At 61.3% G+C, this 15371-nt stretch carries 14 protein-coding genes; 6 read left to right on the plus strand and 8 right to left on the minus strand.

Features of this window, described 5'->3' with window-relative positions; genetic code table 11:
• Window positions 1–40 precede the first annotated feature (40 nt).
• Window positions 41–850 (minus strand): SDR family oxidoreductase, encoded by an 810-nt coding sequence (locus D0B32_RS24300; RefSeq protein ID WP_117336857.1) that lies wholly within the window; start codon window positions 848–850, stop codon window positions 41–43.
• A gap of 276 nt (window positions 851–1126) precedes the next feature.
• On the opposite strand from D0B32_RS24300, the gene D0B32_RS24305 reads away from it, so the two are divergent.
• Window positions 1127–2074: a GlxA family transcriptional regulator gene (locus D0B32_RS24305; RefSeq protein WP_117336858.1), complete on the plus strand. Its 948-nt coding sequence runs from the start codon at window positions 1127–1129 to the stop codon at window positions 2072–2074.
• 135 nt (window positions 2075–2209) lie between these two features.
• On the opposite strand, the gene D0B32_RS24310 is transcribed toward D0B32_RS24305, so the two are convergent.
• The 4 genes from D0B32_RS24310 to D0B32_RS24325 form a co-directional block, all read right to left on the minus strand.
• Window positions 2210–2605, minus strand: a complete 396-nt coding sequence (locus D0B32_RS24310; protein ID WP_117336859.1) for a tautomerase — start codon at window positions 2603–2605, stop codon at window positions 2210–2212.
• Window positions 2606–2779: 174 nt separating this feature from the next.
• Window positions 2780–5359 (minus strand): valine--tRNA ligase, encoded by a 2580-nt coding sequence (gene valS, locus D0B32_RS24315; RefSeq protein WP_117336860.1) that lies wholly within the window; start codon window positions 5357–5359, stop codon window positions 2780–2782.
• Window positions 5360–5918: 559 nt separating this feature from the next.
• On the minus strand, window positions 5919–6503 hold the full coding sequence (locus tag D0B32_RS24320) for a carbonic anhydrase (protein WP_117336861.1): 585 nt from the start codon (window positions 6501–6503) through the stop codon (window positions 5919–5921).
• Window positions 6504–6575: 72 nt separating this feature from the next.
• Window positions 6576–7217, minus strand: coding sequence for a phosphohydrolase (locus D0B32_RS24325; RefSeq protein ID WP_117336862.1), 642 nt, complete (start codon window positions 7215–7217; stop codon window positions 6576–6578).
• A 180-nt stretch (window positions 7218–7397) separates the two neighbouring features.
• Here D0B32_RS24325 and D0B32_RS24330 point away from each other — a divergent pair, with 180 nt between their 5' ends.
• Window positions 7398–8243, plus strand: coding sequence for a helix-turn-helix domain-containing protein (locus D0B32_RS24330; RefSeq protein WP_117337166.1), 846 nt, complete (start codon window positions 7398–7400; stop codon window positions 8241–8243).
• Here the strand turns inward: D0B32_RS24330 and hutC are convergent.
• Complete coding sequence (gene hutC, locus D0B32_RS24335) at window positions 8226–8966, minus strand: histidine utilization repressor (protein ID WP_117336863.1); 741 nt, start codon at window positions 8964–8966, stop codon at window positions 8226–8228. The genes D0B32_RS24330 and hutC overlap by 18 nt on opposite strands.
• A 183-nt stretch (window positions 8967–9149) precedes the next feature.
• Between hutC and D0B32_RS24340 the strand changes: the two genes are divergently transcribed.
• Genes D0B32_RS24340 through D0B32_RS24355 form a run of 4 tightly spaced genes read left to right on the plus strand, consistent with a single transcriptional unit; the run spans window position 9150 to window position 12723 of the window.
• Window positions 9150–10013 (plus strand): ABC transporter substrate-binding protein, encoded by an 864-nt coding sequence (locus tag D0B32_RS24340; RefSeq protein WP_220444957.1) that lies wholly within the window; start codon window positions 9150–9152, stop codon window positions 10011–10013.
• A 15-nt stretch (window positions 10014–10028) separates the two neighbouring features.
• The gene (locus D0B32_RS24345) at window positions 10029–11141 is read left to right on the plus strand and encodes an amino acid ABC transporter permease (protein WP_117336864.1); all 1113 of its coding nucleotides are present in this window, start codon (window positions 10029–10031) and stop codon (window positions 11139–11141) included.
• Window positions 11142–11154: 13 nt separating this feature from the next.
• Window positions 11155–11892 carry an amino acid ABC transporter ATP-binding protein gene (locus tag D0B32_RS24350; RefSeq protein WP_310591209.1) on the plus strand — a complete coding sequence of 246 codons (738 nt, stop codon included), beginning with the start codon at window positions 11155–11157 and terminating at the stop codon, window positions 11890–11892.
• A gap of 24 nt (window positions 11893–11916) precedes the next feature.
• Window positions 11917–12723, plus strand: coding sequence for a TauD/TfdA family dioxygenase (locus tag D0B32_RS24355; protein WP_117336866.1), 807 nt, complete (start codon window positions 11917–11919; stop codon window positions 12721–12723).
• Window positions 12724–12765: 42 nt separating this feature from the next.
• On the opposite strand, the gene D0B32_RS24360 is transcribed toward D0B32_RS24355, so the two are convergent.
• Both D0B32_RS24360 and D0B32_RS24365 read right to left on the minus strand, forming a co-directional pair.
• A complete protein-coding gene (locus D0B32_RS24360) occupies window positions 12766–13734 on the minus strand; it encodes a helix-turn-helix domain-containing GNAT family N-acetyltransferase (RefSeq protein WP_117336867.1) in 969 nt (322 codons plus the stop codon).
• A 677-nt stretch (window positions 13735–14411) separates the two neighbouring features.
• On the minus strand, window positions 14412–15296 hold the full coding sequence (locus D0B32_RS24365; protein ID WP_117336868.1) for a LysR family transcriptional regulator: 885 nt from the start codon (window positions 15294–15296) through the stop codon (window positions 14412–14414).
• Window positions 15297–15371: the final 75 nt, after the last annotated feature.

Genomic DNA, 15371 nt, shown 5'->3' on the forward strand with positions numbered 1-15371 from the left:
AGGCGCGCAACGACCTCGCCATGAATCTGCGCTGACGGATTTACGCGCTGGCCTCGACGTCCAGCGCATAGCGCGGCGCCGCCTTGGCGTTGGCGAATTTCGGCGCGAGCGCGCGGCGCGCTGCTTCCCATTGCGTCCATTCATTACCATCGTGCAAGGTGGGAATGGTCACGAGTTCGCCCTGATCGAGTCCGGCGAGGGCGGCATCCACCAGGTCGGCGGCCGTCATCGTGCTGGCAGACTCTTTCTGCTTCGCGTAGCCCGCCACGTCCCAGAACTCGGTGGCCGTCGCTGCCGGCAAGACCGTCTGCACGCGCACACCCTTGTCCGCGAGGTCGCGTTGCAGTGCGTGACCAAAGCTCAACACATAGGACTTCGAAGCACCATAAACACCATTCAGAAGTTCGACAGCGATACCGACCGCCGAACTGATGTTGATGATGGTGCCTGCGCCCTTCGCGACGAAAGCGGGGGCAACGGCATAGGTGAGACGCGTCAGCGCGGTGATGTTGAGGTTGATCATCGCCTCCATGTTGTCCACGTCGCCGTTCAGGACCGATGCAACGGAGCCGATGCCTGCGTTGTTCACGAGCATCGTGATGCGCTTGTTCTCGCGCAGAATGGTTTCGACCCTGGCAAGCGCCGCCTTGTCGTTGAGATCGGCGGCCACCGTCACGACCGACACGCCAGTCTGCGTGGCGAGCCGGCTAGCCAGTGCGTCGAGACGATCCTGGTTGCGTGCCACCAGAATCAGGTCGTAGCCGCGCTTCGCTAGACGATCCGCGTAGATCGCGCCAATGCCAGTGGATGCGCCCGTGATCAGCGCGGTACCGTGTGTTGAAGCATTCATGATCGATTCTCTCCGTAGATTGAACGCGACAGAGTGTCGTGTGTTGGAGAGCATTCTGGCTTCCACACCGCGCATCCTCAATGACGTAGATGCAAGGTTTCAGGACATGGCGTGAATCCAGCCTTAGCATGCTTTCGCCACGCGTCGACCCTTGCACCGTTACGAGCCCTTCCCGCCGCGCTTACCCATCCCGTTGACCGAAAACCTTGCATATTCGTCCTTTGGGAAATCAGGACCGACTCGGCAAAATCGGCTATCAAACGCTTGAGAAACATCATGCACAGAGTCGGACTTGTCGTTTACCCAGATTTTCAGTCGCTCGCGCTCGCGGTCGCGAGCGTGTTCGAGTACGCCAATCTGCTGCACAGCGAACAGGCCTACGAGTTCCGCATCGTGTCGGAACGCGGCGGCCCGGTGTCGTCGTCGCAGGGCTTTTCGGTGCACAGCGAAGCGCTCGGCGATGGCAGCTACGACACGCTCATCGTTGCGGGTGACAACGAATGCCGTCTGCCTTCAGCGACGCTGCTCGACTACGTTCGTGATGCAGCGCTCCACTCGCGCCGCATTGCGTCGATCTGCACGGGTGCCTTCGTGCTGGCGGCAGCGGGCCTGCTAGATGGCAAGCGGGCGACGACCCACTGGTATCACGCGCGCGAGTTCAAGAAGCGGCACCCCAGCGTACAGCTCGAAGAGGACCGCATCTTTGTGGTCGATGGTCAAATCTGGACTTCCGCCGGCATGAGTGCGGGCGTCGATCTTGCCCTCGCCATCGTGGAAAGCGACCTCGGTCTGGAAGCGGCGCGTATGGTTGCCCGCAAGCTCGTGCTTTATCAGCGGCGCGGCGGCGGACAGTCGCAATTCTCCACCTTGCTGGAACTCGACGCGCGGTCCGACCGGGTGCAGATGGCGCTGGCCTACGCGAGTGAAAACCTCGCCGGCGATCTCACGGTTGAACGGCTCGCCGAAGCGGCGCGTCTGAGTCCACGGCAATTCAGCCGCGTGTTTCGTGAGGAAACCGGGCACTCCCCCGCGAAGGCAGTGGAGCGGCTTCGCGTGGAAGCCGCTCGCCTGATGATGGAGACGAGCCGCCATCCGATCGAAGTCATTGCAAGAGAGACGGGCTTTGGCGACCGGGAACGCATGCGTCAGGCTTTTTTGCGGGCCTTTGGTCAAACGCCGCAAACCATACAGCGGGCGTCGGGCGTGGCGCAACTCGCGCTGTAATGCTTTGGGCCGGCTTGAGCCGATTTGGGCCGGATTGGGCCGGATTGGGCCGATTTGTGCCGCTTTGGCTCGGCCGATTTGGCTCGTTTTGGACCAGCGGGATGCGATGCACCCTGCTGACCCGTCCAGCGTGTGTTACTGCTCGCCGGGCGCCCATTCCGGGCTGTATCCGCCGAGCGCCGGGTGATACATCTCATCACCGGAATGTTGGGTGAATTCGACGTTGAGGCGGTCTTCACGCAAGCCGAGAATCTCGATGCAATGCGCGCAGAGGGACTTTGCGACCTCCATGCGAAGCTCGGGCGGCCGGCCCTTTCTGATGTCCAGCATCATGACGGCAACCGGAGTAGGCTCGGTGCCCGCTTCGGCGATGCGCCACACGCCGCCCTCCCCCAGTTCGCGTATGGCCACGCTGATGCGTCGGATGTCCACCGACATCATCTGGGCATAGGTTTCACTCATCCGCGCGGCAAGCAGGCGCTTTTTTTCCACCGGATAATGGTCGTTCAGGTCCAGTTGCAGATAAGGCATGATGTTCAAAACTCCTGGAAGGTAGGTCGCACATGTGTGGCACGGGCGTGCGCAGCGGCGCCGATATCTGATTCTGGCACCCGATGCATCCTGTCCTCAACGACGGATTCGCAAGGATTCAGGACATAAGGGATGGCGGCGCCAGCACTCGCGAGCTGCGCTCGTGACGCCGCCCTAAGCAAAGATCACACTGACCCGAAGAACCTCCGCGTCAACCATGTCGATCTGCTCGACCTGCCCGGCACTGCACAAGTCGTTCTGTGCGGATCGCAAAAGCGCCACGCGTTGCGAGGAGTCGCTGACGGTCAAACGGGCGACAGGTGCCTTCATCGACAGCTTTGCTTCCGATTTGACCCGGCGTATTTCGCGCAGAACATCGGAGACGACGTCGACCGTAGCATCGGTCGCCTCCGGCCCGGCGAGCCGTTCGAGCGCGTCGACGTCCGGCCACGGCGCGCGATGAACCGACGTCTCATTCCACCATGACCAGCATTCCTCCGCTGCGAAAGGCAGAAAAGGGGCGAACAGCCGCTGGAGCACCGACAGGGATTCGCCGAGTGCCCGATGCGCAGACGCCGCGCCGCTTCCCGTGCCATGTGCACGGCCCTTCACCAGTTCGACGTAGTCGTCGCAATACCACCAGAAAAACGCCTCCGTTTGCTCCATCGCCTTGCTGTAGTCGAGCGAGTCGAGCGCGGCGGTGGCCAGGTCCGCGATCTTCGCAAGACGGCCGATCATCGCGCGATCTAGCGGCTCGGTGAGCCTGTCGTCAGGCGCGCGGGGAAAACCGAGTGCGAACTTCGACACATTCAAAAGCTTCAACGCCAGCCGCCGGCCGTTCTTCATCTGCTTTTCGTCGAACACCGCGTCCATTCCCGGACGGCCCAGGGCTGCCCAGTAGCGAACGCCGTCTGAGCCGTAGGTGTCGAGGAGCGCGATGGGCGTCACCACGTTGCCCTTCGACTTCGACATTTTCTTCCGGTCAGGATCGAGGATCCAGCCTGACAGCATCGCGCGCTGCCACGGCAACTGCTTCGTTTCCAGATGCGATCTGACGACGCTCGAAAAGAGCCAGGTCCGGATGATGTCGTGTCCCTGCGGACGCAGATCCATAGGAAACACCCTGTCGAAACAACCGTCCGCCTCTTCCCAACCCGCAGCGATCTGAGGCGTCAGGGAACTCGTCGCCCACGTGTCCATGATGTCCGCGTCGGCGATGAAACCTTCAGGCTGTCCTCGTTGAGACGCAGTGAATCCCGGCGGGATATCCGACTGCGGGTCGATCGGCAAAGTCGCCTCATCCGGGCAAATGGGTGAGTCGAAGTCCGGCTGACCTTGCTGATCGAGCGGATACCACAGCGGAATCGGCACGCCGAAAACCCGTTGACGGCTGATTAGCCAGTCTCCGTTCAGACCACTCACCCAATTCGCGTAGCGGCTCCCCATGAAGCCCGGATACCAGCGAAGCGCTTCGCCTGCGCGCAGCAGTTCATCACGCAACGCCGCGTCACGCCCGCCATTACGCAGATACCATTGACGCGTTGCGATAATCTCAAGCGGACGGTCGCCTTTTTCGAAAAACTTGACGGCGTGCGTGAGCGGGCGCGGCACACCGATCAGATCGCCGCTCGATGTCAGCATCTCGACGATCCGGCGACGTGATTCCGCGACCGTACAGCCAGCGATTTGCGCGTACGATGCGCGCCCTTCCGGCAACTCGATCCAGTCCGGTGCAGCAGGCTCCATGCGGCCATCCTTGCCCACCACGGCGCGGGTCGGCAGATTCAATTCCCGCCACCAGATCACATCCGTCAGGTCTCCGAATGTACACACCATCGCGAGACCGGTTCCTTTGCCGGGGTCCGCGAGCGCGTGCGTCATCACGGGCACTTCCATGCCGAACAACGGGCAGCGGACCCGTGTGCCGAGCAGGTGGCGAAAGCGCTCGTCGTCAGGATGCGCAACCAGCGCAACGCAGGACGGCAGCAATTCGGGGCGGGTGGTGGACACCATCACACCGTTGCCGTGAGCGTCGATAAAACGAAGATCATGATAGGCCCCTGCGATGTCGCGATCTTCGAGTTCGGCCTGCGCGATTGCCGTCTGAAACGTCACGTCCCACAGACATGGCGCCTGCTGGCTATAGAGTTCGCTGCGTTGCAGATTTCGCAGCAGCGCACGCTGACTGGCGCGTTGCGCACGTTCGTCGATCGTCGCATAGGCGAGGCTCCAGTCGACGGAAATGCCGAGGCGAATGAATAGATCGCGGAACGCAACCTCGTCGATCGCCGTCAACTGGTGACATAGTTCGAGGAAATTGCGCCGGCTAATCCGCGCAAACGATGATCGCTGCGACGGCGGAGCATCAGGCGGCGAAAAATGTTGATCGTAAGCGGCGGCCGGATCACAAACGACGCCGTAGTAGTTCTCCACGCGGCGTTCCGTTGGCAGGCCGTTGTCGTCCCAACCCATTGGATAAAACACCGTCTTGCCTCTCATGCGCTGGAAGCGCGCGATGATGTCGGTATGTGTATAGCTGAGCACGTGGCCGACGTGCAGGGAGCCTGAAACAGTCGGCGGAGGCGTGTCGATAGAAAAGATGGCGTCGCGCCCGGCATCGCGCGCGAACGCGTACGTGCGTTGAGTCTCCCACTGCTGGGTCCAGCGCGCTTCGAGTCCTTCGAGTTTCGGCTTTTCCGGAACACGGTTCGCCACCGTACGTGGCGCGTCTGATGAAAATGGATGGCTCTTCATTCTGTTGTCGGCATAGATAGAGGAATGGCGCGTCCACGTTTGCGCATGGCAACCCAGGCGAGCGCGGCGCTAGCCACGACGTTGATGACGGCGAAGCTCGCAAACGGGGCGAACGATTATTCAGAGAGGTCGCGCGGACCGCACGCCGGTAAGCTCCGTTGCCAGGCAAGGCTGGACTGACGGACGAAAACAGAGCGCGACGACGCAAGCGACGGCAATATCAGGCGACGGAGGGAAGAGCCAGCAACGAAGACCGGCGAAAAACAGAACTAAAGAACTTGCAGGGATGGCGGGGTCAAGCGGCGCGCGATGCCACAGGCGCATGAAGCGGGAGGTGCGGCGAAAATTGAAGTGGGAATGACGAGCCTTCAGTGACGCGGTTGCGCCATTCAGCGCATCGTTACGTTTAACGGTGACATAGCATCCTCCTAAGGTTGGTGGAGAAAACGGCTGTTCGAGCTTGTGGCCCGGTCATATTTTTATAACCGATTCCCATGATTCCCGCAACACCCCTTTATACCCGGCGTGCGGCCACGAAAATCGAACAGCCTGCCAGCGTTCAAGCAGGAAGATCGCGCACCACCTCGATCAGCTCGCCTTTGTTCATCTCGTAGAAGAATCCATAAAGCTGCACTCTGCTGGGCACGGCCGCGGTCTCCCGCAGCAGTTTGATGTCATGCCTGAGCGAGTCTTCGAAGTTCATGATCGCAAGACTGTCATGATCGAACATCGCTGAGATATCAGCATGATGGCAGTCGCGATACCTGTCGATAAGCTGATCGGGCCGGAAGCCCGTCGCGCCGCAGAACGAGTGATGCACGACCACGACTTTCTGGACATTGAAGAGGTAGTCCATCGTCGCAATGGATTGCAGTGCCGACGCCGCACGCCCACCCGCGCAGTACACCGTAAACAGGGTACGTGTGTGGCCAATCTTGTTCCCGTGCTCGTCGAGGACATTCTGACCGGGATAGACCTCGTCCCCGAAATGCTCGGATACGATCTGCGGAACTTCGGCCGCGCGTGGATCGAAGCAGCAAATCACCATCGTCTTCATAGGGATGGCCTGATTGAAGCCCTGGAAATTGTCCTGATCGAACCAGGGTTGGGTGCGGAATTCGTATTCGCTGTACTTTGCTGTCATTTTCATGCTCCAAGGCGTGGTTTCTGACCCACGAGGTTCACATCGCGGCGGTGCTATGGCCGCCGACCCACGCTAGCTTTGAAAGGGTGCATGGTCGATCAGGTCGCAGACATTCGCACATTCGAATCCATGAACATGGCGCCGTGCGACATCGGCCACGCCCGTCCCCACAGCGGTATGGGGTTTCTTTCTGGCGACTTCGGCGAGCGCCTGCTGGAACGCCAGCTTGAACCCCTCTCGCGGATAAATTTGCAGTACGTCGTCGACAAACGATGGCGTAATTTCGTCCAGAAACATGCCAAAGACGTCGACGTGCGCGCCCAGATAGATCAGGGCAATCTCTGACTGTTTGCGCTCTGCGATGCCACCGCTCGAATGGAGAGCGATGCTGTCCCAGACCAGAGCCGCTTTTTCCTCGGGATAGCGGTCCGCGAGCAGAATGCGGCTCGCCGCGTCTGCGCCATCCACCTCGAAGCGGTTGTCTGCACAGAATTCATCCGTCAAACCAAGGTCGTGATACAACGAGGCGAGATACACCACCTCGCGGTCGTATTTCAGACCGCGCCTGTTTCCCAGAAATTCGGCGAACCACCAGGTGCGATGAACGTGTGCCATCATCGCTTTCGAATGGGTACGCTCGACGAGCGAAACCGCTTTGCGTGTGTAAGTTGAATCGGGCGCAGTGAATGCCCCGATCGAGATGGGTTGGGTCATGACATGTCGATCCTGGCTTGCCCATGCGGGGCAGAAGAAGTGGAAGGCAGCTCGTGCAAGCGAACCGCCTCGATGCTATGAATTCTGTATCCTTGCGATACCTGATCCAATTACCCGCAGGGTAATCGCGCAAGCAACCACCCTTGTATAGGCTCGCGGAGCAACCTGGGAGTGTTCAGCATGGTCGAAGCCAATCCGGCTGCGAGGAAGGCCCGGCTAGGCGCCGGCGAGCTACTGCGATACTGGCGCGATCTTCGCGGGCAAAGTCAACTCAAACTCTCGCTGATCAGCGGGGTTTCGCAACGGCACATCAGTTTCATCGAAAGCGGGCGAAACTCTCCGAGCCGGCAGATTCTGCTGGATCTGGCCGAGTCGCTGGACATTCCTCTGCGCGATCGGAATAGCCTGCTGCTGGCCGCCGGCTACGCGCCGGCTTATCCGGAAGGCACATGGGAAGGTGCCGAGATGATGGGCGTGGCGACTGCGCTCAAACGGATGCTGCGTCAGGCGGAACCGTATCCGGCAGTGGTGATGGATCGTTACTGGAACGTGCTCATGACCAACGACGCGCTGCCACGCCTGTTCAACTGCTTCACCGATACTTCACGCTGGTCAGGACAACAAAACATACTCCGCACCATTTTCGATCCGGCACTGCTGCGCCCTCATATCGAGGACTGGAATCTGCTCGCAATCAGTCTGATCCATCGGGTTTATCGTGAGGCGGTGGGTCGTCACGTCGATCAGAAAACCAATGAACTGCTGGAAAGTCTGCTTGCATATCCGGGCGTCCCTTCCGAGTGGAAAACCCCGAAAGGTCTCGACATCCCGCTTGATTCGCCCGTGGTACCCCTTTCCCTGCTGAAGGATGGGAAAACGCTGCGCCTGTTCTCGATGGTCACCACCGTTGGTACGCCGCAGACAATTGCCGGGCAGGAGGTGAGGCTGGAGTGGATGATGCCTGTCGACGAGGAAAGCGAAGCGCTACTCAAGGTGCTGCTGGAGCAGTCACGTAGCAGCACCTGAACGCGGCGACACACTGCTCGGCGTGAAGCGCGCCACGAGGCGTTGCAGGTCCCCCGGGAACCACAGGCGCACGCTCGTGATCGGCGCACCCATTCGCCACGTTTGACGGTCTACTACGAGACACGCCAGTCCCGGCTCGATGGCGAGCAGCGCTGCCACGTCATCCGGCGCGTTACGCGCCGTTATCTGATGTTCCGCCACGTGCCACGGAATATGGCGGAGCAGCCATCCACCTGGCGGCTCGAGCGCAAAATCGGCCTGCTGCGCATCCGGCACCTCGTCGAGCACGATCAGCCTGTCTTCGAACGCCACCGGTCGCGCGTCCGCATGGTGCAGACACGACACCGCGAGCACGGTGGCGCCCGCTCCCAGCTTCATCGCCTCCCGGTCGTGTTTCGATGCGCGGCGTTGCCGCTTCGTCAGCAGTTCGTAACGATACGACTGGCCGCGCGCGAGGATTTCCGCCTCGATATCCGGAATCGCCATCACCGCCGATTGCGCGATGGGCCGCGTCACGAAGCTGCCGGCACGGCGCCGGCGTTCGATCAATCCGGCCTCCGTCAGCGCGGATAACGCCTTGTTGACGGTCATGCGCGCGCATTCGTACTGGACCATCAATTCGTGCTCGAACGGAATGCGATGGCCGGGCCGCCACTCCCCGGACAGGATGCGCCGCTCGATATCCACGCGAATACGCTGATGTAGCGATTCCTCGCTCTTCATAATGGGTCGCTCCGCTACAACTGCTTCCGTCCTGGGCGGCGTGGTTCGCACCGTCCACACGATCGTCATAATCGCACGATCGCCAATAATGTCTATACATAAGTACTACTCCCGATGGTTTCTGTGCGCCGCGCTTCCTATGCTTAAGAACGCGGTATTGAGAACATGCCGAAGGAGAACAACATGCACACGGATTCGCGCAAGCGCAGGGCCTCGCTGCTTTTCGCCTTCGTCGCCGTCGCGGCGCTCGGCTGCGTCTCGATGCCATCCAGCGCGCAGACTTACGGAAGCTGCGCCATCACCGGCAAGAAAGGTTCGATGCCGCTCAAGCCGGCCATTCCAGGCCAGTTGACGGTCGAGGTGTCGCTACCCGCGCCCGGCTGGTGGAACGGCGATACACCGGAATCCATGAAGGACGGCTACGAGTACTGCATGGCCGCGAATATCGCGTGGCGTGCGGGGCTCGATAAGGTCGCGGTGCGCAACGTGTCGTGGGACGCGCTGATCGCAGGTCAGACCAAGGACTATGACCTTGCGCTGTCCGAAGCGTCGATCACGCCAGAGCGCGCGAAGGTGGTGGATTTCTCGACGCCCTACTTCGATTCGGACATCGGCGCGCTGGTCAAATCGTCGAACCAGGTCACTGCCAGCAATATTCGCACGATGCGTATCGGCGTCCACCAGGGCACGACCGGCGCCGATTTCGCCAGCAACGTGCTGAAGCCGTCGCAACCCGTCAAGGTGTTCCCCGATACGTCGGGCATGTTCACCGCGCTCGCCGCCAACCAGATCGACGTCGTGCTGACCGACACCGCGTACTCGCTCGGCCAGGCCGCCAATTCGCACGGCACGATGAAAGTGGTCGGCCAGTACACGACGGGCGAGAAATACGGCGCGATCTATCCGAAAGGCTCGGCCAACGCCGCGGACCTGAACCACATCATCAAGGCGATGGCCGATGACGGCACACTGAAGATGCTGACGCAGAAGTACCTGGCGGCGGCGTGGGGCCAGGATCCGACCCAAATCCCCTACTTCAAGCCATAAGGCGGCGCCGCTCGCATGCAACAACCGCTTGAACTGCAGGCCGCACCCGAGGATCGTTACTGGCACTTTCGCGCCCCGCCCAAAGACACCACCCGGGGCGCTCTGGTCGTCACCGTGTGTGCGCTGCTGGTCGTGGCGTGCTTCTGGCGCACGCTATTCGATCTGCGCGTGGCGCTGGCATCGCTTGGTGTGACTGGCAAGGGAATCGAGGGGCTGCTGGTCCTGCTCGGCATCGGTGGACTGTATCCGCTGGTGCCCGCGCTACGCAGCCTGCGTGACGCGCGGCGCGCCCGTCGCGCGGTCGCTGATGGCGATCTTTCCGCAGCGCGCACCGCCGCCTCTGCTTCGCGCAGCGCCACGTGGACCTCGGCCGGACTTGCGGTCTCGCTGCTGGTCATCGTCGGCGTCATACAGTTTCTGATCGCCAACGATCTGGCTGTCAGCCGCACGTTTTTCCTGCTGCCGCTGATGGCCGAGACGCTGCCGCTCGTCGTCAAGGCGTTCTGGACCAACATCCATATTTTCATGGTGGCGGAGGTGCTGGTGCTGATTGTCGGTCTGGCCGCCGCCATCGCACGGATGGCGCCAGGTGCAGCGGGCCGTCCGATCCGCGTACTCGCCGTCACGTATATCGACGTATTCCGCGGCCTGCCCGCGATCATCACCATCTACCTGGTCGGCTTCGGCATCTCGCTGACCGGCCTGCCGGTTCTGAAAGACCTCTCGCCCGAGTCGTTCGCGATCATCGCGTTGACGCTGACCTCGAGCTCGTACGTGGCGGAGATTTACCGCGCCGGCATCGAAAGCATTCACTGGAGCCAAACCGCGGCGGCGCGCTCGCTTGGGCTGTCCTACGCGCAGACGCTGCGTTTCATCGTGATCCCGCAAGCCGTACGCCGGATGATTCCGCCGTTGCTCAACCAGTTCATCAGCTTGCAGAAGGACACCGCGCTCGTGAACATCATCGGTTCGATGGACTCGTTCAATCAGGCGAAGATCATCGCGAGCAACCATTTCAACCTCTCGGCGGTGTCGACGGTGGCCATTATTTTCATCGCGATCACGATTCCGCAGACACGCCTCGTCGACCGGCTGATCGAGAAACGCCGCCTTGCGAGCGGTATGTGAGGCCCGTATGCCCTTGATCGAGATCGCCGATATCCGCAAACGCTATGGGGAGCACACCGTGCTCGACGGGCTGCGGCTCGACGTGGATGAACACGATGTGGTGTGCCTGATCGGGCCGTCGGGTTGCGGCAAGTCCACGCTGCTGCGCTGTATCAATGGCCTCGAACAGATCGACGGTGGCGAGATCCGTATTCACGGTGACCGCATGACCGGCGCGGGCGTCGACGTCGACGCGCTGCGCCGCGACATTGGCATCGTGTTTCAGAGCTTCAATCTGTTTCCGCATATGACGGTGCTCGCCAACGTGACGCTCGCGCCGATCCGTGTGCTCGGCGTCGATCGTCAGGAAGCCGAAGCAAAAGCGCTGAAGCTGCTCAAGCGGATCGGCCTCGAACACAAGGCGAACGCCTACCCGGACCGGCTATCGGGCGGCCAGCAGCAGCGCGTTGCAATTGTGCGCGCGCTGGCGATGGGGCCCATGCTGCTGTTGCTCGACGAGATCACCTCGGCACTCGATCCTGAACTGGTGTCCGAAGTGTTGCGCATGGTGCGCGACCTCGCCGCCGAAGGCATGACGATGCTGCTCGCCACGCACGAAATGGCATTCGCCCGCGAAGTCGCGAGCAAAGTATGCTTCCTCTACGAAGGCCGTGTGCATGAGGAAGGGCCGCCGCAACAGATCTTCGACGCGCCACGCAACGAACGCACTCGTGTGTTCCTGCAGCGGATCGTCGAAGCCGGCCGGCTATAGTGATCGCGGCACTGGAGACGTGAGATGAGAATCGAACCGATGGTGGGCGCGCTGGGCGCCGAAATTCTCGACATCGACCTGTCGGCGCCGCTGCCGCCGGATACATTCGCCGCGGTGCGCCGTGCGCTATTCGACTACCAGGTGCTGGTGTTTCGCGACCAGAAGCTTACGCTCGATCAGCACAAAAACTTCGCGCGTCAATTTGGTCCGCTGCACATTCATCCGTACATCCTCGCCAGGCCGCTCGACGGACATCCCGAAGTGCTGCGTGTGGTCAAGGAGAAGGACGACCGCCGCGTGTTTGGCGAGAAGTGGCATTCGGACGTGACCTTCCTGACGCGGCCGGTGCTCGGTTCGGTCCTCTACGCGGTCGAAACGCCCAGCAAAGGCGGCGACACATTGTTCGCGAACATGTATGCGGCGCATGACGCGCTCTCACCTGCCATGAGAACCATGCTCGAAGGCCTGAGCGCCATTCACGAGACGCCGGTTCCGGAAGTCGACCCCGAGACCGGCCGACCGCTCGAACCACTACGACTGGTTAACCGAAGCGGCGAGCATCCGGTGCTGGTCGTCCATCCGGAAACCGGCCGCAAGCTGCTCTACGTGAATTCGACTTACACCACGCATTTCAAGGGCATGACGATCGAAGAGAGCCGTCCGCTGCTCGACTACCTGTGCCAGCACGCGACGCAGGCGGCGTTCACCTGCCGTGTGCGCTGGGCACCCGGCACCGTGACGTTCTGGGACAACCGCAGCACCCAGCATCTGCCCATCAACGACTACCACGGAGAGCGGCGCGAGATGCACAGGGTGACGGTTGAGACGTGAACGGCATGGCGGCCCGATGGTCCGTCCTAAGGCCGAAAGCACTCAACCGGCACGACGGACAAAGCGTTGCTCCAGTACTTTCGTGCCCCACTGCGTGCCTTCTGTCTCTTCGCACAGTTCGAAGCCGAACGACTCATACAGATGGCGCGCGGCATCGAGTCCCTTGAATGTCGCAAGGTACGTTTCTACGAAGTGCCTGTCGACGAACTCCATTGCGCGCGCCATGAGCTGCCGTCCTATCCCCGTACCGCGCAACGTGTCGTCGACGATAAACCATCGTAGATGCGCGGTCCCCGTCTCGAGATCGCCGTCGATTGCGAGCGACGCCAGCGTGCGACCATCTTCGACGCACAGCCAAAGCGCCTTGCCGTCCGCGGGCAACGCATCGGCGAACGCGGCGAGTTCCGTCGCCACTCTTTTTTCAAAAAAGGCCCCGAAACCCCAGTGCTCCGCATAAAAGCGCGCATGCAAGCCAACGACATCGCCAATGCAGCCCGGTTGGTAACCCTCGGATATGGACGGACCCATGCCTTCGCCAGGCGCAGAACCGACCACGTTATCCTGTCCCAGGGCATCGGCGTACAGTCCAAGCGTGCGCACCAGTTCCAGTTGGTCGGCGTCGGGCAAATGTTGAAGCGCACTCGCGACCTGCGAGGAAGCGAACCGGTCGATTTTCTGTCTGAGCTGCTTGCCCGCAGCCGTCAAAAAGAGCTCGGACGAACGGGCGTCATCGGCCGAAACCCGGCGCTCGACGAGACCATCCGATTCAAGCCGGGCAACCTGGCGACTCGTGTTGGATTTGTCCAGCCGCAGGAGCACCCCGAGATCCTTCGCACTGATGCCCGGTGCGCCGCCGATTTCAAGAATCGCATGAACGGCCGACGGCGCCAGATCGCTGTCAGCCAAGGTGTTCCGCATGAAGCCAAGTTCACGGACGAGCTTTCGCGAGCATTCCCGCAACTGACGGACGGTATTCGGCGACGTCGCGCTGGGGCTTTCGGTCAGAATCATGATGGAGTCGGATTAGTTGCGTAATGGAGGCGTATGGGTTACGTATCAGTTACACATTAGTTGCGATGCACAACCAATATAGTTGCGACTCGCAACCATGTCAATGGTATCTTGTGGGCGTTGGTTCAAAACAGGCACTGTCCCGCCCCATTTTTTAAGCCGCGCTCGCGACTCGACGTCCAAAGCCAAGCCTTGAAAGTCACACGGCGAATCCCATTTACCATCCGTGAAAAAGCGCATTCCGCCCCATCTGCCGCCTGCATGGCCCTTCCCGCCGACCCGCAATATCACGGGTCGCGCCTTTGGCGACCTCGTCGCGCTGCAATATCGCGGCGCGGACGTCTGGCTCTGGAAGTGCAAGTGTGACGCCCACGTCGTTGCTGCTTTCGAGGCAGTGACGAGCGGTCGAACGCTCGATTGTGGGTGCCGGGAGCAGCGTCGCGTGTGGCGATCCCGGCCAGGCTCACCCGCCTTGCGCGGCGGCGAGCTTTTCGGTCAGTTGACAACCGAGCGATACCTCGGAGATGGCTTGTGGCTTTGCCGATGCGAATGCGGCGCTAACGCTAGCGTTAGTGCTGGACGTCTGCGACTGGGTCAGGCGCGTTCGTGCGGCCGCTGCGTCACCGCCCCGAGCGACTGAGCGACTGAGCGAGCCCAATCTGCCAAACGCCAAACCCCTACTTCAATCTTAGATCCCACAGCGCATCCAGCACGTGTTGCGTGGACCGTTCGACGTGCCCCGTACGATGCGCAATGCCGAGCCGACGCCACAACGCCGGTCGCAGCGGACGCATGACAACGCGCTTGTCGGGCAGTGGCGTCGTCGCCTCATGCGGCAACAGCGCCGCCCCGTAACCTGCCGCCACCAGGCTCTTGATCGCATCGTTGTAATTGAGCTGAATGCGCGGCGCGGGATGATGCCCTGCGGCCGCAAACCACTCAGCGGTCAAACGCGACAGACGCGTGGTCGCATCATTGAGAATGAGCGGCTGAGTCGCGAGCCATTCAGGCGTAACGCGCGCCGGGCACCGCCAATGCGCCGGTATAAATGCCATCACCGGATCGCGCCGCCAGGGCTTTATTACGAGTCCAGCCACCGGAGGTTGAGGCAGTGCGACGAGGCCAATGTCCAGCGTCCCATCCGTTAAACGCGCAAGCGTTTCGTGCGACGTCAATACCGCGATCTGGATATCTATGGCGGGATGGTGCTGACGCAGCACTTCGAGCGCTTGCGGCAACAGATGCGCGATGGCGCCAGTCGATGCGCCGAGCCGAACACGTCCGACAAGCCCTTGAACCTGGCGATGAACGTCGTCTAACGCCTGTTCCGCGTCGGCCAGCAGTCGACGCGCGCGCTCGACCAACAACTCGCCGGTCGCCGAAGGCCGCACATGTCCACGTTTGCGCGACAGCAGCGGAGCCCCAATGCGCTCTTCCAGTTCCGCGACGTGGAGGCTCACCGTGGGCGGCGCCAGATGCAACGCACGCGCCGCATCGGCAAAAGAGCCGCGGTCGGCAATCGCGACCAGAGTACGCAAGCGGTCCAGGCTGATCTCTCGCATATCGCCTTCCTGATTCAGAAATACTGAATACACAGGTTATGAAATTCAACTTTCGTTATTCTAGCCGAGCGCGGA

Origin of the sequence: Paraburkholderia sp. DHOC27, assembly GCF_003429005.1 — a bacterium.
Classification (GTDB): domain Bacteria; phylum Pseudomonadota; class Gammaproteobacteria; order Burkholderiales; family Burkholderiaceae; genus Paraburkholderia.